Source organism: Anaerosphaera aminiphila DSM 21120 (genome assembly GCF_900129925.1).
GTDB classification, from domain to species: domain Bacteria; phylum Bacillota; class Clostridia; order Tissierellales; family Peptoniphilaceae; genus Anaerosphaera; species Anaerosphaera aminiphila.
Window position 1 is genome coordinate 152,658 of the sequence record NZ_FQXI01000001.1, and the last position, 21,719, is coordinate 174,376.

Genomic DNA, 21,719 nt, shown 5'->3' on the forward strand with positions numbered 1-21,719 from the left:
ACAATTATTTTATCATAGTTACCTTAATATTTCATTATCGCCAACAGTATAAATTAAAAAAGGATCTATAGCTATAGATCCTTTTTTCTATTTATGAATTCCAAATGTTTGATTTACATTTTGAATATAAATAATTCCATTCCCTGCTTTATCTATCTCCAAATCTTTTCTTATAGATGAAACTATATTATCAGTATTATCTGACTCAGAAAGTATAAGCACTATTTCTTTTTCCGGTTCGACTTCCATTGAAAAGAGTTTACTGACTTCGTGAATTCCTGATCCTCTTCCGTTTACAATAGTTCCACCCTTTGATCCTGCTTTTACAGCTGCATCAATTACCTGTTCCGCTTTTCCTCTATCAACTATTACTGTAATTGTATGGTACATTATTTCACCCTCTACTATATTTCTATTTGTTCCCTCAAGTTTTTTTATTCCCACAACATCATTAATTGGCATAGTAAATACTATTCCATGATTTGGTTTCTCGAATAAAAATACTTTATCTAAAATATCAATAACTTTACTAACTACACTTTTTTTTGAAACCATTACGACTATTTCTTTTCTAATATCACATAATCCCAAATATTTTAAAATTTGATTATTAGCAGTTCCCCTAGCTAAAAAAATAGTTCCACCGCTTATTCCATGACCTTTGGCAGTGTGCAAAATTTTACTTCCCAGTCCACAATTTACTATTGCATAAATTATTTCAAGTTCATTAATTTCAGTATTCATAAAATTATTCAACTCCTTGTTTTTTAGACTTTATTTTAAACACTACACCTAAAATTTGTATAGCTATAAGAGGTGTCATTGCAACCATTGCTATCATTCCAAATCCATCCATTAATCCACCTGTACTTCCCATAGCCTCAGCAATTCCCTGTATAAACGCCAAGATAAACGTTGCTGTCATTGGCCCTGAAGCAACTCCTCCTGAATCAAAGGCTATTCCTACAAATAAATTTGGAACAAAAAATGTCATAACTATAGAAATAATATATCCCGGTAAGAGATAGTGCCACAATTGCAACTCCGGAATTAAAAGTCTTACCACCGATAGTGCAACAGCTACACCAACGCCAATAGATAGTGTAATTAGCACAATTTTCTTATTTACATACCCACTTGTGACATCTTCTATTTGTCTCGTTAATACGTGTACTGCGGGCTCTGCAAGTATAGTTACAAATCCAAGTATAAATCCAAGTGCTATTATATAAAAATTGTTCATTTTAGCAATATCATTTCCAATTATTCTACCCACATCCATAAATCCTGCGTTTACTCCTACTAAAAATATAATCAATCCTAGAAAAGTAAATAAAATACCAAACATAATACTTCTAACGCGATTCTTTGATAAAATCGAAGTTTTCTTTTGATATATTAAAAACACTACAACTATTGGAAATAAAGATAAAAATACTTCATATGTTATTTTAGGTATTATTTCAAAAAATGGTTTTAAAAAATTAGAATTTAAAGTTTCAGCACCAACTGTACTTATTATTGGACTTGCTACCTCTAGGGAATTGGAGTTTTTTAATAAAATATCCATTACTAAAACTCCCATTATAGCACCACTAGATGCCAAAGCAACCAAACCAAAGCTATCTTCTTCTGAAGACTTACTATCTCTATTTAGAGAAGCTACCCCAGCAGCCAATGCCAATATAAATGGAACTGTTAAAGCTCCTGTTGTCGCTCCTGATGCATCAAAAGCTATTGCTAAAAATTCAGGTGATGCAAACATACCCAATAATAATATAAAACCATATGCAAATATTAGCACTCTATTTAATTTTATTTTGTGAACAATACGAACAAATCCTATAGAAATCATAGCTGCTACCCCTATAGAAACTACTATTACTATAGCCCACTTAGTAGTAGCTCCCATAGTAGCTATTTGAACTTGATCTGCAAGTATGTGTAAATCCGGCTCGGCTATTGAAATAAAAAATCCAAGAACGAGCCCTGCAGCTACTACAAACCACAATTTATTTGTCTTTGTTATAGAACTTCCCATATTATTTCCAATGGGAGTAAGCCCTATGTCCACCCCTATTAAAAATATAGATAACCCAATTACTATTAATATAGATCCCACTAAAAATTTAATAAATACAGTATTGTCCAGTGGAATTAATGTAAAGTGCAAAACTATTACTATTAGTACAATAGGAAGTACAGAAGATAATACTTCTTTAACTTTAGAAAGTAAAACATCCAATTTTATCACTCCTCTTTACTAATTTAATATAAACTACAAATTTCAAATACTTTTCTGAATTTTTAAATCAAAAAATAATAAATTATTATTTATAAATTTGAATATTAAATAAGAACATAAACTTATTGTTTAAATAATTGTACTTAACATTTAATAAGTAGTCAAGAAAATCACAAATCATTATTTTAAAACAAAATATTTTATGTAATAAAAAAACTTCCTATCATAAGGAAGCTTTTATTAATCCATTGCTATAACTTCTTTTCCATCATAGTAACCACAGCTTGGGCATACTCTATGCGGCATCTTAGTTTCATGGCAATTAGGGCATTCAACTAAAGTTACTTTATTTAATCTATAAGAAGATGCTCTTCTTTTGTTTCTTCTTTGCTTTGAAGTTTTTCTCTTTGGTACTGCCATTGTTACACCTCCTCATCATTAAATAAATCCATTAGTTTTCCTAATCTTGGATCTATTTCAAGTTCTTCGTTACAATTACAAGATCCTTCATTTAAGTTTTTACCACATTTTGGGCAAATTCCTTTGCAATTTTCATCGCATAAACTTTTAAAAGGAATAGATGTTATTATTTGTGAAATAATTAAGTCATCTAAAAATATTTGACTATCTTCTAATTCAAAGTACTCTATACTTGCTTCATCTTCAAATACTTCTTCAAGGTTCTTAAAAAAATGAGCCTCTAGGTTTGTCTCAACTATTTCCACCATTGGTTTAAGACATCTATCACACTGTGTATTATACTTATATTTCACACACAAATCAAGTAATATTTCATTTCCCAAATTAAATACTGTTCCTGAATAGTCAATTGGCATAATTAAGTTTAAATCATCTATATCATAGTGACTATTTTGCTCTATTAGTTGACCTTCAAATTCCATACTATAATCTGGACTTTGCAAAAAATCTTTTATATCAAGCTTCATTTTTCTCCACCTTTAAAAACCAATGCAAGTAATTATACAATATTTAAAAAATATTGTCAATTTAAATGCACCAATAGTTTCACTATTTATAATTTAAAAGTGAATATATTGGTGCATACAAATATATAATTAAATAAGTTTAAGAGTATCTCTAGCTATCATAAGTTCTTCATCAGTAGGAACTACAATTACTTTTGATGAAGATTCTTCTGAGGATACAATTGTCTCTTTTCCTCTTACATTGTTTTTATTTTCGTCAATTTCTAAACCAAAAATTGATAATTTATTAATTATATGTTCTCTAGTTTCCGGTGAATTTTCTCCCAACCCAGCAGTAAATACAATTGCATCTATATCTTCAATGCTTTTAAATTCTGTCATATATGCACTTATAAATCTAGCAACATTCTCTTCAAATATATCCAAAGCTAACTGAGCTCTTTTATTTCCATCGGCTGCAGCATCTTCAATATCTCTAAAGTCAGAACTAACACCACTGATTCCAAAAACTCCAGACTCTTTATTTAAAACATTAGATATTTCTTCAGTATTTAAATTTTCTTTATCCATTAAAAATGTAACTATTGCAGGGTCTATATTTCCACTTCTAGTTCCCATTGGAAGTCCTTCAAGTGGAGTAAGTCCCATTGAAGTACAAATAGACTTTCCATTTTTAATTGCTGAAATACTTGAACCATTTCCCAAGTGACAAGTAATTAAATTTATATCTTCTACATTTTTATTTAATATTTCTGCAGTTTTGTTGGTAATGTACATATGTGATGTTCCGTGAAATCCATATCTACGTATTTTGTGTTTTTCGTAGTATTCGTAAGGTATTGCATATATATAGTTTTCAGGTGACATTGTTTGGTGAAATGCCGTATCAAAAACTGCAACTTGTTTAATATTTGGCAATAACTTTTGACATGCTTCAATCCCCATAATATTAGGTGGATTGTGTAAAGGTGCTAGCTCAATATTTTTTTCAATTGCTTTCATAACTTTTTCATCAATTACTACACTAGCGGAGAAGTCCTCTCCTCCATGGACAACCCTATGTCCTACCGCTCCAATTTCATCAAGAGATTTAACTGCTCCATATTCAGGGTTAACTAAAGCCCCCATAACTAATTCTAAAGCTTTTCTATGATCAGACATAGGCTCTTCAATTACCTGTTTTTCTTTTCCTATAGTTTCATGCTTTACACGTGAACCTTCTATTCCTATTCTTTCAACAAGTCCTTTGGCAATGGCATTTTCTCCATCCATATCAATTAATTGATATTTTAAAGAAGATGAACCACAATTAATAACTAAAATGTTCATAAATTCCTCCTACAATATTATTCCTTTTTATTATAACACAACTCAAATATTTTCGTACAGTATTGCATTAATATGAAATCACAATTGTATAATTTACATTAACACTAATCTGTACTTTAATATATAATATAATTATAAATAATATTAATGGGGAAAACAAATGAAAATTGCAGCAATTGTAGCAGAATACAATCCATTTCACAATGGACATAAATATCAAATTGATAAAATTAAAGAATTGGGATACTCAGTAATTGTAATAATGAGCTCTTCCTTTACTCAAAGAGGTCAGCCTGCAATTATAAATAAATTTGACAGAAGTGAAATTGCAATAAAAAACGGAGTTGATTTAGTAATTGAACTTCCGGCTATTTATTCGACTTCCAATGCCGAAATTTTTTCCAAGGGTTCTATATTTATATTAAATTCTCTGGGAATTGTCGACAATTTGTTTTTTGGAAGTGAAGATGAGTTATCCAGCTTAATTGAAATAGTTCAGTTAATTGACAATAAAAAAGATACTGTTGATGAAGCTATAAAAGCTGAACTAAAAAAAGGCTCTTCTTTTTTAAGAGCTAGAGAATCAGCCTATAGCTTTTTAAATACTAAACAACTTAGCATACTCAGAAGGCCAAATAATATTTTAGCTATAGAATATTTAAAATCTCTTAAAAGTTTTAAGTCTACTATTAATCCAATATCTATTCAAAGAAAAAATGTAGAACACAACTCAGATATAACTAGAGGTACTTTTTCTTCTGCATCAAATATTAGGGAAATGCTAATAGGTGGAAATATTGAAGAGTGTAAAAAATTTATTCCTATTAACTCTTATGATAATTTAAAAGAACTGCATTATAATGAACTCAACAATTATTTTAATATATTTAAATATATGATTTTAAAAAATGACATAGACTATTCTAATTATTTTGACTATGAAAATGGTCTGGAAAACAGATTTTTTAAATTTATTGAATCCAATAATATTAGCGAGTTTATAAATTTAGTATCTTCAAAAAGGTACACTAATTCCAGAATTTCCAGATTAATTACTCAAATACTTCTTGGAATAGAAAAAAGTTTAATAGCTGATAGTTTTACCCTTCCCTATATTAGAATACTTGCTTCCAATGAAACAGGATTTAAAATAATAAGGGAGATAAAAAAAGAAAACTTAGTAATAGATAAGTTTTCAAATATAAATTCTCTACCCGATAATGACATTAGAAAGAAAATTGCACTTAAAGAAAGTTTTGTAACTAATATATATAACTTAAATCAAAATAAAAACTATAATGAAGATTATTTTAAAAATTTATTAATTTTCAAATAAAAAGAACTTGGAGTTTAACCTCTAAGTTCTTGTCTATTTTCATTTAACATTTTTATTATATCAGAAAGTTTCACTTGAGTGTTTTCAAGGAGTTCATCTGCATAATCTCTAGCACCTTCTCTTATTTGTAGAGATTCTTCATTTGCGTGCTTAAGTATATCTGAAGCTCTTTCATTTGCCTTTAAAACTAATTCATCTTCAGAGATAACTTCTTCTGCATGAGCTTTAGCTCCTGTCAAAATTTTATCTGCTTCAGATTGTGCATTTTGAATTATTGTACCTCTATCAGCACATATTTGTTTTGCCTCTTTTAGTTCACTTGGAATATCATTTTTCATATCGTTTATAATTTCTAGAAATTCCTCTCTGTCTAACATTACTTTTCCTGTCAACGGAATTTGACTTGATGTTTCAACTAAATCTTCAAGCTCTTCAATCAACTCTAATAAATCCATATTAATTGCCCCCTTTTATTTTATCTATCATAGCCTTACCAACTAGCTTCGGTACAAAAATAGACAAATCGCCATTAAATTGTGCCACTTCTTTGGCAAGTGTTGAACTTACAAATAAATTTTCATTTGATGCCAATAAAAAAACTGTTTCAATTCCTTCTTTATAATACATATTAGCTCTTGCTAAAATGTGTTCGTTCTCATAATCTTGTGCAGAACGTATTCCTCTTACAATTGTACGACATTTTTTACTTTTTGCATAGTCTACTAATAGTCCTTGAAAGGAATCTATTTCTATGTTTTCCTCATCTTTTAAAACTTCTCCTAAAAGATCTAATCTCTCATCTATAGAAAACATAGCTTGTTTGTTTTTATTTTCTAAAACAGCTACAACAACTTCTCCAAAAATATTTCTAGCTCTAAGTATAATATCTAAATGTCCATTTGTCACGGGGTCAAAACTGCCAGCATATATAACTTTCATTTTAATTGCCAAACTCCTATTGAAGTATTTCCATATTTTTTTGACTTTACTATTTTTAAATAATCTTCTATATTTAAAGAAATTGAGCTATCTTGTTCTATTACAATATAACCGGTATCTTTTAAAATATTCTTTTTAGAAATATATTCCACAACCTTTAAATATAAGTTTACATTTTTATATGGAGGATCTAAGTAAATATAGTCAAACTTTTCGTCACTGTATTTCATTAAAAACGTAAGAGCATCAGATTTAAAAATAAGTGATTTATCTTCTAATTTTGCCTTTTTTACATTTTTTTTAATGACGTTTATTGCCTCTAGGCTATTGTCTACAAAGTAAGATTTTTCAGCACCTCTAGATAAAAACTCAATTCCTATTGAACCACTTCCTGAAAAAAGATCTAATACATTAGTATTATAAAAGTTTTGACCTAATAAATTAAATACATTTTCTTTTATTCTATCTTCAGTTGGCCTAGTATTTTCACCTTTTAAAGTGTCTAGTTTCAACCCTCTATTAGTTCCTGATATTACTCTCATTATACCCCCAAATTTACTCTATTTTAACACAAATATCCCCTAATAACAATAAAGTTAATTAAGTATTGCAGTGTCCACCTTTAAATTATTTTCCAGCTCTGCTTTTAATATTCTATTGTCTTCACTTTCTAAATACTTATCTTCTTTAAAAGTATTTTGTGCTTCTATTTGTGCATACTTTAATATATTTAAATCCCTAGGTAATTCAGATATTTTAAGATCCATAACTCCAGACTGTCTTAATCCAAATATGTCTCCACTTCCCCTTAATTCTAAGTCCTTATTTGCTATATAAAATCCATCTGTAGAATCTGTCATTACTTTCATTCTATCCCAAGAGATTTTTGTATTTGAACTATTATATAAAATGCAATAGCTCTTATGGGAAGATCTACCGACTCTTCCTCTTAGCTGATGAAGTTGTGCAAGTCCGAATCTTTCAGCATTATAGATTAATATAACAGTGGCATTTGGAACATTTACTCCAACCTCAATTACTGTTGTGGAGACGATTATATTTATCTCTCCAAGATTAAAATCTTCCATAACTTTATTTTTTTCGTCATTGGACATTCTTCCATGTAACAGTGCTATATTTGAATCATAGAAGTAGTTTTCTTTTAAATTCTCATATACTTCTGTAGCAGAGTCCAATTCAAAATGCTCACTTTCTTCTATTAATGGGCATATTACATAAGCTTGCCTTCCTGAATTAATTTCTTTTTTTATAAAGTTCAATGCTCTATCTAGCATAGTCTCATTAATTGCAATTGTATCTATTTTCTTTCTGTTTGGAGGTAAAGTATCTATAGTTGAAATAGATAAGTCTCCATAGAGTACAAGAGCCAAAGTTCTTGGAATTGGTGTAGCTGTCATAACGAGAATATGTGCAGACTTTTCTTTTACATTTAAACTCTGCCTCTGCCTTACTCCAAATCTATGTTGTTCATCAGTAATATTTAATCCCAAGTTTTTAAATTCAACATTTTCTTCAATTAAAGCGTGAGTTCCTATTAAAATATCAACTTCTCCATTGTATATGCCAGTTAATATTCTATCTCTATTTTTTTGTGTAGTACTTCCAACTAATAACTCGACCTTTAGAGCGTAGGGTTCTAAAATTTCTCTAAAACTTTCTAGATGTTGCCTTGCCAATATTTCAGTAGGAACCATAATAGCAGATTGATATCCATTTAAATAAGTTAAATACATTGCTATTATAGCGACTATTGTCTTACCGGACCCAACATCTCCCTGTAGAAGCCTGTTCATTCTAGTTTCTGAACACATATCAGAAAAAATTTCTTCTAAAACTCTATTTTGACCATCCGTAAGTTTAAAACTTAAATTATCAATAAATTTATATACATCATTATATAGCCTATATGGAGATGTTTTTATTTCAACATCTTTATTTTTTAAACTAAATAGTGTAAGTTGAAATAAAAAAAGTTCTTCAAAGACTAATCTATTTCTAGCTTGAATAAATTTTTTTTGATCTTTTGGTCTGTGAATATTTTCTATAGCTTCGTTTTTTCCCATTAAGTTGTATTTTTTTATTAAATTAGGTGGTAAATTTTCTTTAAATAAATTTAAATTCAAAACCTGATCAACTAATTTAACTATTTCATTATTAGTTATATTCTTTTTAAGAGAGTAAATCGGATAGATATTTCCCACTTTATTATTTTCACTTTTAAGTTCAAATGAAGGATTAGTAAGCTGTACTTGACCTTTAAACTTATTAACTTTTCCCGAAACTAAATAAATATTATTTAATTTAATTTGATTTTTTACATACTTCATATTAAAAAAACTTATTTTTCCAAGTCCCGAACTATCTTCAATTAAAAAAGTGGTAATAGATAAATTTCTTTTTATTCGTCTATCTTCAATTATTGATGAAATTTTAACTGTAAATGTTGCCTTTTCCCCTATTTCAGCTTCATATAACTTCTTAAAATTACTTTGATCATCGTAATTTCTCGGATAATATAGCAACAAATCTCTTATAGTTTCTATTCCTATACTTAAAAACTTCTTTTCTCTTTTCTCTCCCACGCCTTTTAGGACGGTTATTTTATCTTCTAATTTCAAACTACCACCTCTTATTTATAGCCCCGCAAATTTTTGCGAGGCTACTTAACTATTCTAGTGAAATTATATAATAATATAAAGGCTGCGTGCCATTTATTAAATCAATATCTAAATCTGAATACTTTTCTTGAAGTTCATCTAACAATGACTCTGAAGATTCTTCTTCAACGTCTTCACCTCTATAGAGTGTAATCATTGAAATATCATCATTCATTAGTTTGTCAATTAATTCAAGCGTGGTAACATTAATATCTTTACCAGAAGATACTATTTCTTTTCCACTTAGTCCAATAATATCTCCCTCTGAAATATTTTTACCATTCATTTGAGTATCCCTTACAGCATATGTCACCTGTGCAGAAATAACATCATTAATTGCACTTGAAAGATTTTCTATATTGGTTTTAACATCAAGCTCCTCATTAAATGCTAAAAGCGCTGCTACTCCTTGCGGAATAGATTTCGACTCTATAACGTAGACATCTCTATCACTTAAGTCTCTAGCCTGTTCTGCTGCCAATATAATATTGCTATTATTTGGCATTATAAAAATACTCTTCCCAGTTACTTCGTCAATGGCTTTTAAAAAGTCTTCCGTACTTGGATTCATCGTTTGACCACCTTCTACAATGGCATCTACACCTAGTGATTTAAAGACTTCGTCTAATCCACTTCCCATTGAAACGGTAATGAAGGAATAGTCCTTTTCTACTTTAGTTTCTTTTTCCCTTGCTTCTTCTTTTTTAGCTTGATCAACTTCAGATTGTTTAAATAGTATTTCCTTGTGTTGATATCTCATATTGTCTATTTTTATATCTTGAAGTTCTCCAAGTTTTACAGCATACTCTAGAGCTTGTCCCGGATTGTTAGTGTGAACGTGAACCTTTATTAGTCCACTTCCCTCTCCTCCAACTACTAATAAACTATCTCCTAGAGGTGCTAATTTTTCTTTAAAGTTTTCAATGTCATTATAATCTGTATTAATAATAAATTCTGTACAATAGCCATACTTAATATCACTATCTACTGGTCCTAAAATTATCTCTTTTTGCGCCTTACTTTTTAAAACATCATCTTCTTCAGGGCTTTCAATATTTTCACCTATTAGCGCCTTATAAGCACCTTCTAATAGCACAACAAGACCCTTTCCACCGGCATCTACTACACCTGCTTCTTTTAAAACTCGAAGTTTCTCCGGCGTCTTTTCAAGAGATATATTTGCTTCTTCTATTACGTCTCTTAAAAAAGTTATTATATCTGTGTATTGCTTAAAACTTTTTAAGGCAAAATCTGCTGTTTCTCTTCCAACAGTTAAAATAGTTCCCTCTGTCGGTTTCATAACAGCTTTATAAGTGGTCTCAGAGGCCTTTTTAAAGGCGTGAGCTAAATCTTCAACTGAAGCTTCTTCTAAACCTGCTAAGCCTTCAGAAAAGCCTCTTAGTAGCTGAGAAAGTATAACACCTGAATTTCCTCTAGCTCCCATTAATGAACCTCTAGCTGCAGCTTTGGCAATTTCTTCAATGGATTTTACATTTTCAACAGTTTCAACTTGTTTTAATGAAGATTTTGCAGTAAGAGACATATTTGTTCCCGTATCTCCATCTGGAACTGGGAATACATTTAAATCATTTACCTCTTCTTTATTTAATATGAGGTAGTTTACGGCACCTGTTAAGGCTTTTTTTAATAAGAATCCATCTAATTTAACTATATCCAAATAAACTTCCTCCATTATTTTAATCTTATGCCCTCTACAAGGACTTCTATATTATTAACTGTCAATCCTGTTAAATTTTCTATATTGAACTTAACTCTGTCGATTATATTTTCTCCAACGACAGAGATTTTAACTCCATATTCCAAAACTACATGAAGTTGTATATTTATTTGTCCTTCTTCAGTACCTACTTTAATACCTTTAGATAAATTGTCAAATTTTAAAATTTCCAGTATGCCATCTGTAGCATTTTTTGAAGCCATACCAACTATTCCATAGCTTTCCATTGCAGACATACCTGCTATATGTGCAAGAACGGTATTTTCTATAATTATATTTCCACCATCTGTCTTAATGTTTGCAGACATAAAGCACCTCCTATATTTCTTAACTTTTAACTCATTATACCATTAATTTCATATTTCATAAAATATATTTTAAAAAAAGAAAAAACAATTTGCAAAATGCAATATATTTATGGTAGAATAAATAAGCTATGAAAGAATTAAGGAGGTGTCGTCATGTCAAAAAAATGTGATGTGTGCGGAAAACAAAAGACTTTCGGAAACACTATTTCTTTTTCACATAAGAGAGGCAATAGAAGCTGGTCTCCTAATATTAGAAGAGTAAGAGCTGTTGTTAATGGTCAACCAAAGAGAATTAATGTTTGTACTAGATGCTTAAGATCTGGTAAAGTTGAAAGAGCTATTTAAGTTATAAAAATTTTTTAATATCTTGCAAAATATTAAAAATGGGACTGATTTTCAGTCCTTTTTTATTGCAAATAAAAAAAGCCCTAGGGCTTTTGGAGCGGAAAACGAGATTCGAACTCGCGACCCTCGCCTTGGGAAGGCGATGCTCTACCACTGAGCCACTTCCGCATAATTAATTTTATTTTATTATATAGCATTTTTTATAACTGTGTCAATGACCCAAGTAAAGAATAATTATTCTTTACTTGGGTCATTGTATCTTATGTTCTTGTATTCTTTTTCACTGCCAATTAATATATCATTAATTGATTCCACTATTATCCAGTCATCCATATTTTTTTCTCGCTCATATTGTAATGGATTATCTAGTGCTCTTACATTTTCTACTGAAATTAAACACAATCTCTTCTTGCCACTCCATCTTTTCAATTGCTCTTTGGATAAATTTAACTCTAATTTAAACTTATCTAACATAGCTATTGACTCTTCAGAAGTTAAAATTTCACTGTTGATTATATCTTTTACAAATCCTTCAGCTTTAATTAACTTACTTCCGTCATTTTCTACAAAATATAACTTTTCTTTAGGAAATACTCTCCCATATGGAAGTTTCCTAGCAGCAGCTCCTCTTATGATCATTGTTTTTTTACCTTTAATTAAATTTTCTAATACTTTTGCCTTCCTATCACAATATACTAAATGTTCCAAATACCTCACCTCAAATTTATTGTAAACTCTACAGTAACTGTAGTGTCAAATAATTATTTGAAGTTCTGTTACAAAGTCATTTTCATCTCTTGTATTAGTCCAATCTATTAAATATTCTTCAATAGTAGTTCCCATATATTTGTAATTATGTTCTTGCATCCAATCTAAAATTTTTGCATAAGAGCTTGGTATGTTTTTATAAGACCCTCTATGTATACATGTAGCTGCACTATATGAATTTAATTTTCGAGTTACAAAGTCAATATGAATATTTTCAGCTATGGGAATATATACTTCTATATCCACACTTTTTTCATTATATTCTCTATAGTCATCATGGTTAATTAGAGAAGTTAAACCAATGGGAGTAAGCTTAAACTCATAAATGAACTCAGTTAATTTTAAGTACCTTTTTTTAATTGAATCCTCCCCAGCAACATCTACACTTCTATAATAGACAATATTCTTACTTTCAAAATTATTTATTTTAATAAAATCTTCATTTTTATTTAAATAGTTCTGTATTTTACTTATTAGCAATTTCTTATATTCTATTTCACTGGTAAGTTCTTCTAATTTGAAACTAAGTAAATTTTTATTGTTAGTATAGGTGTTACTATATACTAATGCCTTTATTTCTTTTAATTTAAATCCCAATTCCCTGTAGTTCAAAATACTATTAATTAGCAAAATTTGACTCTCACTATAATATCTATATCCATTTGAACTACTCTTATATTCCGGCTTTAATAATCCAATTTCATCATAATAGTGTAAAGTTCTCACTGGAAGTTTACTGAGTTTTGAAAATTTTTTTATACTATATAATTTCATTTTATACTCCTATAAAAAATACAACTCAAATTTGAGTTGTATACATGGTGCCCAGAGCCGGAATCGAACCAGCGACACGAGGATTTTCAGTCCTCTGCTCTACCGACTGAGCTATCTGGGCTTTTTAGTTATCTGCATTTTACAATGCCTTAATAAAATACCATATATTTTTATTTATGTCAATTTAATCACAACTAGTTTCAATTAAATTTTCTAGTTCTGCTTTGTCAAAATCATATTTTCTATTACAAAAATAGCAACTTAGCTCTGCATGCCCATCTTCCTCTATTATATTATTCAACTCATTTTTCCCAATAGCAGCTAAAGCACTTTCCATTTTTTCTTTTGAACAATCACACTCATAAAAAACTTCTTTTTTCTCTAAAAATTTAACTTCCAATCCATTTGTAATTGTCTTTACTATATCTTCTGCACTGTAATTTAAATTGATCATTTCAGTTACATTCTGCATATTTTGAATGTTAGATTCTATTTTTGAAATGATTTCTTCATCTGCATCTGGCAAAAGCTGTAAAATAAATCCACCAGCAGCTTTTATTGAATAGTCAGTATTTACTAATACACCTAGCCCTACTGCAGATGGAACTTGGTCTGAAATATACAAATAATTTGCTATATCCTCTGCAATTTCACCTGAGACTAAGTTTACCTGTCCTACATAGGGCTCTTTTAGCCCCATATCAGTTACAATTGTAAGCAAACCGCTTCCAACTACTCCTGATACATCTATTTTATTGTCAATTTCTCTTACTGGTAGATCTGCAGATGGATTATCTACATATCCCTTTATTTTCCCATCATTTTTTCCAGTTACCACTATTCTACCTAAAGGTCCATCGCCTTTAATATTTATTGTCAAAGAATCTTGCTCATTTTTTAGTGCATCTGTCATTATTAATCCCGCAGTTAAAGTTCTTCCAAGTGCTGATGATGCAGTTTTTGAAAGATTGTGTGTCATTCTTGCTTTTTCAACTACTCCTGTGGTAATAGCTGCTGAAATCTTTATAGAACCACTAACATCTATTGCCCTTACTATATAATCCATATTACCTCCTAGCAATATATACTAATCTATTAGAATTATTTATTTCCATACCAAATTCATACTCACTATAAACTTCTATACTTTTAAATCCAACACTTTTAAGAGTATCCACTATAAATTTATTGGAATATACTTTTTCTATGTGTTCTTCATAGAATCTCTCATACAAATTATTTTTTCTTACAAAAAAATTTATACTGTAAGTATTTTCTTTGTTTTCAACATCATAAAAATTTTCCCACACATAAAATACATCATCTACTTCATCTACATAAGTATTTTCCATGGAAATAAATTTATCTTCTGTATTTAAATCAAATATAAAAATACCTTCGTCCTCTAGCTGATTAAATGTATTTTTAAATAATTTTTTTATATCTTTTGAACTTCTTATATAATTTACACTGTCACAACATGACAATACCATAGAATAAAGTCTATCAGATTTGAAGTCCACCATATCGTGATTAAACACTCTCAAATTTGAACTACTTATCTTACTTGAAAGTATTGATAACATATCTAAAGATATATCTACAGCATCTACAGTAAATTTTTTAATAAGTTTCTCAGTTAAATTTCCCGTTCCACATCCTAATTCAAGTACAGTTTTATTTTTTAACTTCGAAGCACTGTACACTTTGTCAATAAAAGAATATACTTTTTCATAGTCAAAATCATACATTAATTTATCGTAAATGTTTGCAAATAGTTTATAGGTCATTTAATCTTTTTACCTCTTTTAAAATATTTTGTAAAACAGTTCCTGCTTGTTCTCTAAATATCACTTCTGCATTATTATCTTCTGGAGTAGGTGTGTTGTTAATTATTATTAATTTTTCCACATATTGAGGAAGATAGTTAACCGGAGCAACAGTTAAACTTGAACCTATAACTATTAAAAGTTCTGTAGACTCAAGTTCCCTTACTGCAAGTTGAAAGTCCTCAGGCATCATATCTCCAAACATAACTACATTCGGTCTCAATATTCCGCTGCATTTATCGCACTTAGGCGGAATTTGTCCACTATTTACTTTATCTTGCATAACTTTAAACTCAAAGCTGCTTCCACATTTCATACAGTGAACTCTTCTAGTCTCTCCATGTACTTCATAGACATTTTTACTTCCAGCCTTAGTATGCAAATTGTCAATATTTTGAGTAATAATACCACTAATATACTTCATCTCTTCTAATTCTGCCAATGCCAGATGACCTTCATTAGGTTTTTTGTCATTTAAATCTTCTAATATTTTATATCCTTCAGAATAGAATCGCTTTGGATTACTTAATAAAACGTCTTTTGATAGAGCGTTTACCGGATCCATTTTTTGATAGTATCCCGTATCTGATCTAAAGTCGGGAATTCCTGACTCAGTACTCATTCCAGCTCCTGTTAACACAAAAGTCTTCTTTGAATTAATTATAAGCTGAGCTGTTTCTAAAATTTTATAATTAAAATTATTTTTCAAATTAATCACCTCTTAAAATACAATTGCATAGTAAATAAAATACAAAATTATCAATGCCACTATTGGAACAAAATTAAAAAAGTCTATACTCTGTATTTCTCTCACCCTAACTCTAACACCTGACCTATTCTCTCTATGTTTTTTTTCTTTATCCATTTGTTTAAATAAAACTCTCAATAATACCGCCGATACAATAGAAATTAAAAATAACATCAATATAATAAACAACTGCAAAGAACCTATATCTTGAGCTAAATTAGTTTGTTTTAAATAGTTAAATAAGATGTCATTTAAATACTTAGATGTTAATATTGCTATTATATTGTGAGTAAAATGTGCTAATATTGCAGCAAAAATTGAACCCGTTAACTCTAGCAAGTTTCCAAATAAAATTCCAAGTAAAAATGGGGCTATAAAATTTTGTATGTCAAAATGAAATAAGGCAAATACCAATGAAGACATTATTATTGCAAATTTCCCGCCATATATGTCATAGGAATTTATCAGTGCCCCTCTAAAAAAAATCTCCTCACAAACGGCAGGTACAACACACATAAACAACAGATAGCGCATAAAAGACTCTTCCATTAAGAGAACATCCATTGAAAAGTTTTTTAATTCAATAAATGAAGATAAGAAAGATGAAAATATTCCATTTAATAATAGAATTATTGGATAACTGAGTATCACTATGATAATTACCCTTATAATATTAATATATTCTAATTTTTTAACTCTTAATACTTCTGTTCTCTTTCCGCTTCCACAAATAAGTAGAGCCGGTATTAAAATAATAAAAACTTCATTTATAAATGTTCCCTTAAAAAAGTCTTTATTTTGTATATGATATCCTACAGTGAGAAAAAAAATCGACAACACTAAAGTAAGTGTATTAACACTTAAGACATTTAAATTCTTTTTCTTATATCTAATTTTTTTAACTTTTTTCATATGTGTCAGTATGGAAAATATTTTTATTAATTTTACTTTCCCTACAATCCTCCTTTTGCAAAGTCTAGTCTAAAATTTATTATTTTTAACTTAAATATTTATAATAATTATAGCATTACAATGCTAATCTTAAAATAAAATATATTAAACACTATACTATATTATATAACTTTATAATTCAATTTATAATTTATACTAAAGATTTTCAGCTATATAATTTGGCATTTTACTATTTTTGATGTTATAATTAAAATATTATTTACCAATGTAAAAGGAATGATGACATGGATTTAAATAAGCTAGAACTAGCTCAAAGCAAATTGTTGTTACTATATATAGTAAAAGGTGCTGATAATTTATTTAACGATGAAAAACTTACTAAATTTGTTTTAGAACTTGATCTATTAAACTTTTTTTATTTTAAGCAGTATACTGAAGAGCTAATAGAGAGCAATTTTCTATGTTTAGATTCAAATGACAATTATCACATTACAACAGATGGATTAAATACACTGGATATGTTTTTAGATAAACTTCCAAAAGATATTCTTGAGCATATAAACACTAACTTAAATGAGTGTAAAAGAGATATCATCTCTAAGAAATCTATAGTTTCAGAATACTATAGAGATGACTTTAACAGATTTTACGTTAATCTGGCTATTAAAGAAGCACTTGTTGATATCTTTAACCTTCACTTGGAAGTTCCCACTGAAGACTATGCTCAGATGATAACAAAGTCCTTTGAAGAAGAACCTGATGAATTTTATTTTAAAATCATAAAAATATTTGATGTGTAAAGGCACAGTCTATAAGACTATGCCTTTTTTAAAACACTATTTATCAATTCTTTTGTTTCGCTTACTAGATATAGCGAACCTGCTATTACTATTAAGTCATCTTTTGACGAACCTTTAACAGCAATTTCAATTGCCTCTTCTAAGTTATTTATTATTAAAACATTTGAACTATACTTAGTAGCTTCATTTTTTAAAGTATTTAAATTAGTTTTCCTATTAGTTGATAAATCCACTATTATAATTTCATTTGAATATTTCGCAAATTCATGAAGCATCTTTTCATGTTCTTTATCATCTAAGATAGAAGTGATAATAGTCAGTTTGTTATATTTAAATAATTTTAAACTCTCTGTAAGTTTTAGTATTCCATCAAAATTATGAGCTCCATCTAAAATGACAGTTGGATTTTCACTTATTCGCTCCATTCTACCGGGCCAATTTGTATTTAGTAGTCCGTCTCTTATGGAGTCATTTGAAATATTTAAAAGTCCTCTATTTCTTAATTCTAAAATTGAAAGAATGCTTACAGCTGCATTGTCCAATTGATAGTATCCTATCATATTTGTCTTTAAATTTTCTATCTTTTCATCTTTAAACAAGACATCGAACTTAGTATGCCTATCATCAATTTCCAAGTTTTCTATCTCTATGTCATTTAAGTCATAAAAGGGAGCATTTTTTTCTTTGGCTTTTTTGGCCACGATACCTTCTATATGAGAATTTCTATTAGAAGAAGTACAAAGCACACCTTCTCCAATAATTCCAACTTTTTGATTTGTTATTTCTTCTATTGTATCTCCCAAATACTGCATATGATCCATAGAAATTGGAGTTATTACACTTAATATTTTATCTTTTGTCTCTATTACATTTGTACTGTCGGAAAGTCCTCCCATTCCTACTTCTAATACACAGTAATCACAATTATTTTCTTTAAAGTATAAAAAACCAACTGCAGTAATAAATTCAAAATAAGTTAACATTTCAAATTCTGATATAATTTCTTGCTCTGCCTTTATCACTTTTTCTGAAAGTCTTACAAAATCATCTTCACTTATTTCTCTTCCGTTGATAATTATTCTCTCAGTATATCTTTCAAGGTGCGGTGAAGTATATAATCCAACTTTATAATCTCCACTTTTTAAAATATTGTAGATAAAACTCGATGTAGAACCCTTGCCATTTGTACCTGCAATATGAAGATATTTCAGCCCAATATGTGGATTATTTAAAATACCCAAAAGATATCTCATTCTCTTAAAATCATAAGATTTTCTCTTGCCTTCTCTATTTTCTATATTTTTAATTATTTCACTATAGTTCATTTTAAATTCTCTTTCACACTTTCAAGTCTTTTTTCAATAGTAATCAACATCTCTTCGTATTTTTTCTTCTTTTCTTTTTCTTCATCTACTAATTTTTGTGGAGCTTTTGAAGTAAAACTTTCATTTGCAAGTTTTTTAGTAGCTCTCTCAATTTCAGATACTACTGTATTTTTTTCCTTTGTAAGTCTTTCAAATTCTTTTTCATAATTTACAAGATCTTTTAATGGTAAAAATATTTGAGCTCTATCAAGTATTATTGAAATATTATCTTCATCAACGTCATCTTTATTATCTGTTACAGTTACTGAGTCAGAATATCCAAGGTTTACAAATTGTTCTTTATTTTCTTTAATTATATCTTCAATTTCACTGTCCTCAGTAAAGATAATAGTATTTGATTTTCTACTATTTTCAATATTCATTTCTGATCTTGCATTTCTTATGCCTCTAATAGCTTCTTTGATGTAGTTAATAGCTTTTTCTTCTTTTTCAAATACATAGATATCTTTAAATTCCGGCCATTTGGAAATAATTAGCGCTTTTTCTGTATTTGGTAAGTGCTGCCAAATTTCTTCAGTAATAAATGGCATAAATGGATGAAGTAATTTTAAAGTATCCTTTAAAACATATAAAAGTACTTGTTTAGCAACTGTTTTACTTTCTTTATCTTCGCCATATAATCTAGGTTTAACCATTTCAATATACCAGTCACAGTAGTCACTCCATATAAAATCATATATATCTTGAGCAGCTAACCCTATTTCGTATTTTTCAATTTTATCTGTTACGCTTTGTATTAATTTTTGAAGATGGGATAAAATCCACTTGTCTTCGTTTTTTAATTTAGAAATGTCAATAGTATTTAAATCTTCATCTTCTTCTAAATTCATTAGCACAAATCTTGTAGCATTCCAAAGTTTATTTGCAAAGTTTCTATTAGCTTCAACTCTTTCTGTATAAAATCTCATATCATTACCTGGGCTATTACCTGAAATTAAAGTAAATCTCAATGCATCTGCTCCATAGGTATCAATTACATCAAGAGGATCTATTCCATTCCCAAGGGACTTGCTCATCTTTCTTCCCTGTGAATCTCTTACAAGTCCTGTTAAGAATACGTCTTTAAAGGGGACTATTCCATCCATATTTTCAATTCCTGAAAATACCATTCTAACTACCCAGAAAAATATAATATCGTAACCTGTAACTAATACATTGGTAGGATAAAAATATTCCAAGTCTTCTGTTTTATTTGGCCAACCTAGAGTTGAAAAAGGCCACAGTGCAGATGAAAACCAAGTATCAAGTGTATCTTCATCTTGTTTAAAATGCAGTCCTTCATAGCCCTTAGTTCCCTCTGGATTAGTTTTTGAAACTACAACTTCTCCAGTTTCTTCACAATAGTAAACTGGTATTCTATGTCCCCACCAAAGTTGTCTGGAAATTGTCCAATCTTTTATATTTTCTAGCCAATGTATATAAATTTTTGAAAATCTCTCTGGAATAAAGTCCAGTTTTCCGTCATAGAAAGCTTGTAAAGCTGGTTCTGCTAGAGGTTTCATTTTTACAAACCACTGCTTTGAAAGCATTGGTTCTATTACAGTCTTACATCTTTCACAATGCCCTACAGAATTGTGATGGTGTTCAACTTTTGAAAATAATCCCAACTCTTTAAAGTCTTCTATTATTTTTTCTCTTGCCACATATCTATCTAATCCTTCATATTTTCCGGCATTTTCATTTAAATGTGCGTCGTCAGTAAAAATTTTTAGCTGTCCTAAATTATGCCTTTCTCCAACTTCAAAGTCGTTTGGATCATGTGATGGAGTAATTTTTACAGCTCCTGTTCCAAATTCCATGTCTACATAGTCATCTGAAATAATAGGTATCTTTTTATTGTCCATAATTGGCAACAGTACATTTTTCCCTACCATATCTCTATATCTATCATCTTTAGGATTTACAGCAACTGCTAAGTCTCCTGGAATAGTTTCCGGTCTAGTTGTTGCAACTTCAATATATCCACTTCCGTCTTCCAGAGGATATTTAAAACTCCAAATGTGTCCGTCGCTTTCTTCATGCTCAACTTCTGCATCAGATATTGCGGTTTTACAATTTGGACACCAATTTATTATTCTGTCTCCTCTATAGATAAGTCCTTTTTCATAGTATTTAATAAACACTTCTTCAACTGCATTTGAAAGCATTTCATCTAATGTAAATCTATCTCTAGACCAATCACAAGATACACCTAGCTTCTTTAGTTGATTCTTTATAGTTCCACCATATTTTTCAGTCCATTCCCAAGCTTCTTCTATAAATTCTTCTCTACTTAGATCATCTTTTGACTTTCCCTCTTTTTTTAATTTTTCAACGACTTTTGCCTCAGTAGATATAGAAGCGTGGTCCGTTCCAGGAAGCCATAGCGCACTATATCCTTGCATTCTCTTAGTTCTTGTTAGAATATCTTGAATGGTGTTGTTTAATGCATGCCCCATATGCAAATTTCCCGTCACATTTGGAGGAGGCATCATAATAGTATAAGGTTTTTTATTCTTATCTACCTCTGCTTTAAAATATTCGTTTTCCATCCAATAATCGTACAGTCTATCTTCAAATTCCTTTGGATTGTAAGTTTTAGATAATTGTTCCATTTTTCCTCCTAAATTTATAAATAAAAAAGTCCCTCGTCGTATAA

General features: G+C 29.4%; 22 protein-coding genes, 2 tRNA genes and 1 other annotated feature (1 of these 25 only partly in view). Of the genes, 3 read left to right on the forward strand and 21 right to left on the reverse strand.

From position 1 onward, the window contains the following. Positions 1 to 87: 87 nt before the first annotated feature. The 5 genes from BUB47_RS00770 to BUB47_RS00790 form a co-directional block, all read right to left on the reverse strand. Positions 88 to 744, reverse strand: coding sequence for a P-II family nitrogen regulator (locus tag BUB47_RS00770; protein ID WP_073182839.1), 657 nt, complete (start codon positions 742 to 744; stop codon positions 88 to 90). Positions 745 to 748: 4 nt separating this feature from the next. Then, positions 749 to 2,245 carry a DUF1538 domain-containing protein gene (locus BUB47_RS00775; RefSeq protein WP_073182840.1) on the reverse strand — a complete coding sequence of 499 codons (1,497 nt, stop codon included), beginning with the start codon at positions 2,243 to 2,245 and terminating at the stop codon, positions 749 to 751. Positions 2,246 to 2,485: 240 nt separating this feature from the next. Further along, positions 2,486 to 2,665 carry a 50S ribosomal protein L32 gene (gene rpmF, locus BUB47_RS00780; protein ID WP_073182842.1) on the reverse strand — a complete coding sequence of 60 codons (180 nt, stop codon included), beginning with the start codon at positions 2,663 to 2,665 and terminating at the stop codon, positions 2,486 to 2,488. 2 nt (positions 2,666 to 2,667) lie between these two features. Beyond that, positions 2,668 to 3,192, reverse strand: coding sequence for a YceD family protein (locus BUB47_RS00785; protein WP_073182844.1), 525 nt, complete (start codon positions 3,190 to 3,192; stop codon positions 2,668 to 2,670). Between the two features lie 129 nt (positions 3,193 to 3,321). Then, a complete protein-coding gene (locus BUB47_RS00790; RefSeq protein WP_073182845.1) occupies positions 3,322 to 4,521 on the reverse strand; it encodes an acetate kinase in 1,200 nt (399 codons plus the stop codon). Positions 4,522 to 4,681: 160 nt separating this feature from the next. On the opposite strand from BUB47_RS00790, the gene BUB47_RS00795 reads away from it, so the two are divergent. After that, entirely contained in the window at positions 4,682 to 5,857 is a 1,176-nt protein-coding gene (locus BUB47_RS00795) for a tRNA(Met) cytidine acetate ligase (RefSeq protein WP_073182847.1), read from the forward strand. Positions 5,858 to 5,871: 14 nt separating this feature from the next. Here BUB47_RS00795 and BUB47_RS00800 read toward each other — a convergent pair whose 3' ends face one another. From BUB47_RS00800 to BUB47_RS00825, 6 genes are read right to left on the reverse strand one after another with little or no spacing between them, the layout of a single operon-like run. Continuing rightward, the gene (locus BUB47_RS00800) at positions 5,872 to 6,312 is read right to left on the reverse strand and encodes an ATP synthase subunit B family protein (RefSeq protein WP_073182849.1); all 441 of its coding nucleotides are present in this window, start codon (positions 6,310 to 6,312) and stop codon (positions 5,872 to 5,874) included. Between the two features lies 1 nt (position 6,313). Next, positions 6,314 to 6,796 (reverse strand): pantetheine-phosphate adenylyltransferase, encoded by a 483-nt coding sequence (gene coaD, locus BUB47_RS00805; RefSeq protein ID WP_073182851.1) that lies wholly within the window; start codon positions 6,794 to 6,796, stop codon positions 6,314 to 6,316. Beyond that, positions 6,793 to 7,338, reverse strand: coding sequence for a 16S rRNA (guanine(966)-N(2))-methyltransferase RsmD (gene rsmD / locus BUB47_RS00810; protein ID WP_073182852.1), 546 nt, complete (start codon positions 7,336 to 7,338; stop codon positions 6,793 to 6,795). Before rsmD ends, coaD begins: the two co-directional genes overlap by 4 nt. 54 nt (positions 7,339 to 7,392) lie before the next feature. After that, positions 7,393 to 9,435, reverse strand: a complete 2,043-nt coding sequence (gene recG, locus BUB47_RS00815) for an ATP-dependent DNA helicase RecG (RefSeq protein ID WP_073182854.1) — start codon at positions 9,433 to 9,435, stop codon at positions 7,393 to 7,395. A 49-nt stretch (positions 9,436 to 9,484) separates the two neighbouring features. Further along, the gene (locus BUB47_RS00820) at positions 9,485 to 11,152 is read right to left on the reverse strand and encodes a DAK2 domain-containing protein (RefSeq protein ID WP_073182856.1); all 1,668 of its coding nucleotides are present in this window, start codon (positions 11,150 to 11,152) and stop codon (positions 9,485 to 9,487) included. A 14-nt stretch (positions 11,153 to 11,166) separates the two neighbouring features. After that, positions 11,167 to 11,520, reverse strand: coding sequence for an Asp23/Gls24 family envelope stress response protein (locus BUB47_RS00825; RefSeq protein WP_073182858.1), 354 nt, complete (start codon positions 11,518 to 11,520; stop codon positions 11,167 to 11,169). Positions 11,521 to 11,673: 153 nt separating this feature from the next. Here BUB47_RS00825 and rpmB point away from each other — a divergent pair, with 153 nt between their 5' ends. Beyond that, positions 11,674 to 11,865, forward strand: coding sequence for a 50S ribosomal protein L28 (rpmB, locus tag BUB47_RS00830; protein ID WP_073182859.1), 192 nt, complete (start codon positions 11,674 to 11,676; stop codon positions 11,863 to 11,865). Positions 11,866 to 11,958: 93 nt separating this feature from the next. On the opposite strand, the gene BUB47_RS00835 is transcribed toward rpmB, so the two are convergent. From BUB47_RS00835 to BUB47_RS00870, 8 genes are all read right to left on the reverse strand, one after another. Next, positions 11,959 to 12,033, reverse strand: a tRNA-Gly gene (locus BUB47_RS00835). 66 nt (positions 12,034 to 12,099) lie between these two features. Continuing rightward, positions 12,100 to 12,573, reverse strand: a complete 474-nt coding sequence (locus BUB47_RS00840; protein WP_073182861.1) for a hypothetical protein — start codon at positions 12,571 to 12,573, stop codon at positions 12,100 to 12,102. Between the two features lie 45 nt (positions 12,574 to 12,618). Further along, positions 12,619 to 13,407: a MerR family transcriptional regulator gene (locus BUB47_RS00845; RefSeq protein WP_073182863.1), complete on the reverse strand. Its 789-nt coding sequence runs from the start codon at positions 13,405 to 13,407 to the stop codon at positions 12,619 to 12,621. A gap of 45 nt (positions 13,408 to 13,452) precedes the next feature. Further along, positions 13,453 to 13,528, reverse strand: a tRNA-Phe gene (locus tag BUB47_RS00850). 63 nt (positions 13,529 to 13,591) lie between these two features. Further along, on the reverse strand, positions 13,592 to 14,473 hold the full coding sequence (gene hslO, locus BUB47_RS00855; protein ID WP_073182865.1) for an Hsp33 family molecular chaperone HslO: 882 nt from the start codon (positions 14,471 to 14,473) through the stop codon (positions 13,592 to 13,594). A gap of 1 nt (position 14,474) precedes the next feature. Then, positions 14,475 to 15,197, reverse strand: coding sequence for a class I SAM-dependent DNA methyltransferase (locus BUB47_RS00860; protein WP_073182867.1), 723 nt, complete (start codon positions 15,195 to 15,197; stop codon positions 14,475 to 14,477). Continuing rightward, positions 15,187 to 15,945, reverse strand: a complete 759-nt coding sequence (locus tag BUB47_RS00865) for an SIR2 family NAD-dependent protein deacylase (RefSeq protein ID WP_073182869.1) — start codon at positions 15,943 to 15,945, stop codon at positions 15,187 to 15,189. Before BUB47_RS00865 ends, BUB47_RS00860 begins: the two co-directional genes overlap by 11 nt. A 12-nt stretch (positions 15,946 to 15,957) precedes the next feature. Continuing rightward, positions 15,958 to 16,896: a type II CAAX endopeptidase family protein gene (locus BUB47_RS00870; protein ID WP_073182870.1), complete on the reverse strand. Its 939-nt coding sequence runs from the start codon at positions 16,894 to 16,896 to the stop codon at positions 15,958 to 15,960. Between the two features lie 284 nt (positions 16,897 to 17,180). Here BUB47_RS00870 and BUB47_RS00875 point away from each other — a divergent pair, with 284 nt between their 5' ends. After that, the gene (locus tag BUB47_RS00875) at positions 17,181 to 17,696 is read left to right on the forward strand and encodes a DUF4364 family protein (RefSeq protein WP_073182872.1); all 516 of its coding nucleotides are present in this window, start codon (positions 17,181 to 17,183) and stop codon (positions 17,694 to 17,696) included. 17 nt (positions 17,697 to 17,713) lie between these two features. On the opposite strand, the gene BUB47_RS00880 is transcribed toward BUB47_RS00875, so the two are convergent. Together BUB47_RS00880 and BUB47_RS00885 are read right to left on the reverse strand one after the other, a co-directional pair. Beyond that, positions 17,714 to 19,021 carry a bifunctional folylpolyglutamate synthase/dihydrofolate synthase gene (locus tag BUB47_RS00880; protein WP_073182873.1) on the reverse strand — a complete coding sequence of 436 codons (1,308 nt, stop codon included), beginning with the start codon at positions 19,019 to 19,021 and terminating at the stop codon, positions 17,714 to 17,716. Further along, on the reverse strand, positions 19,018 to 21,675 hold the full coding sequence (locus BUB47_RS00885; RefSeq protein WP_073182875.1) for a valine--tRNA ligase: 2,658 nt from the start codon (positions 21,673 to 21,675) through the stop codon (positions 19,018 to 19,020). Before BUB47_RS00885 ends, BUB47_RS00880 begins: the two co-directional genes overlap by 4 nt. A 39-nt stretch (positions 21,676 to 21,714) precedes the next feature. Then, positions 21,715 to 21,719 (reverse strand) — a binding site (T-box leader) (it continues 186 nt past the right edge of the window).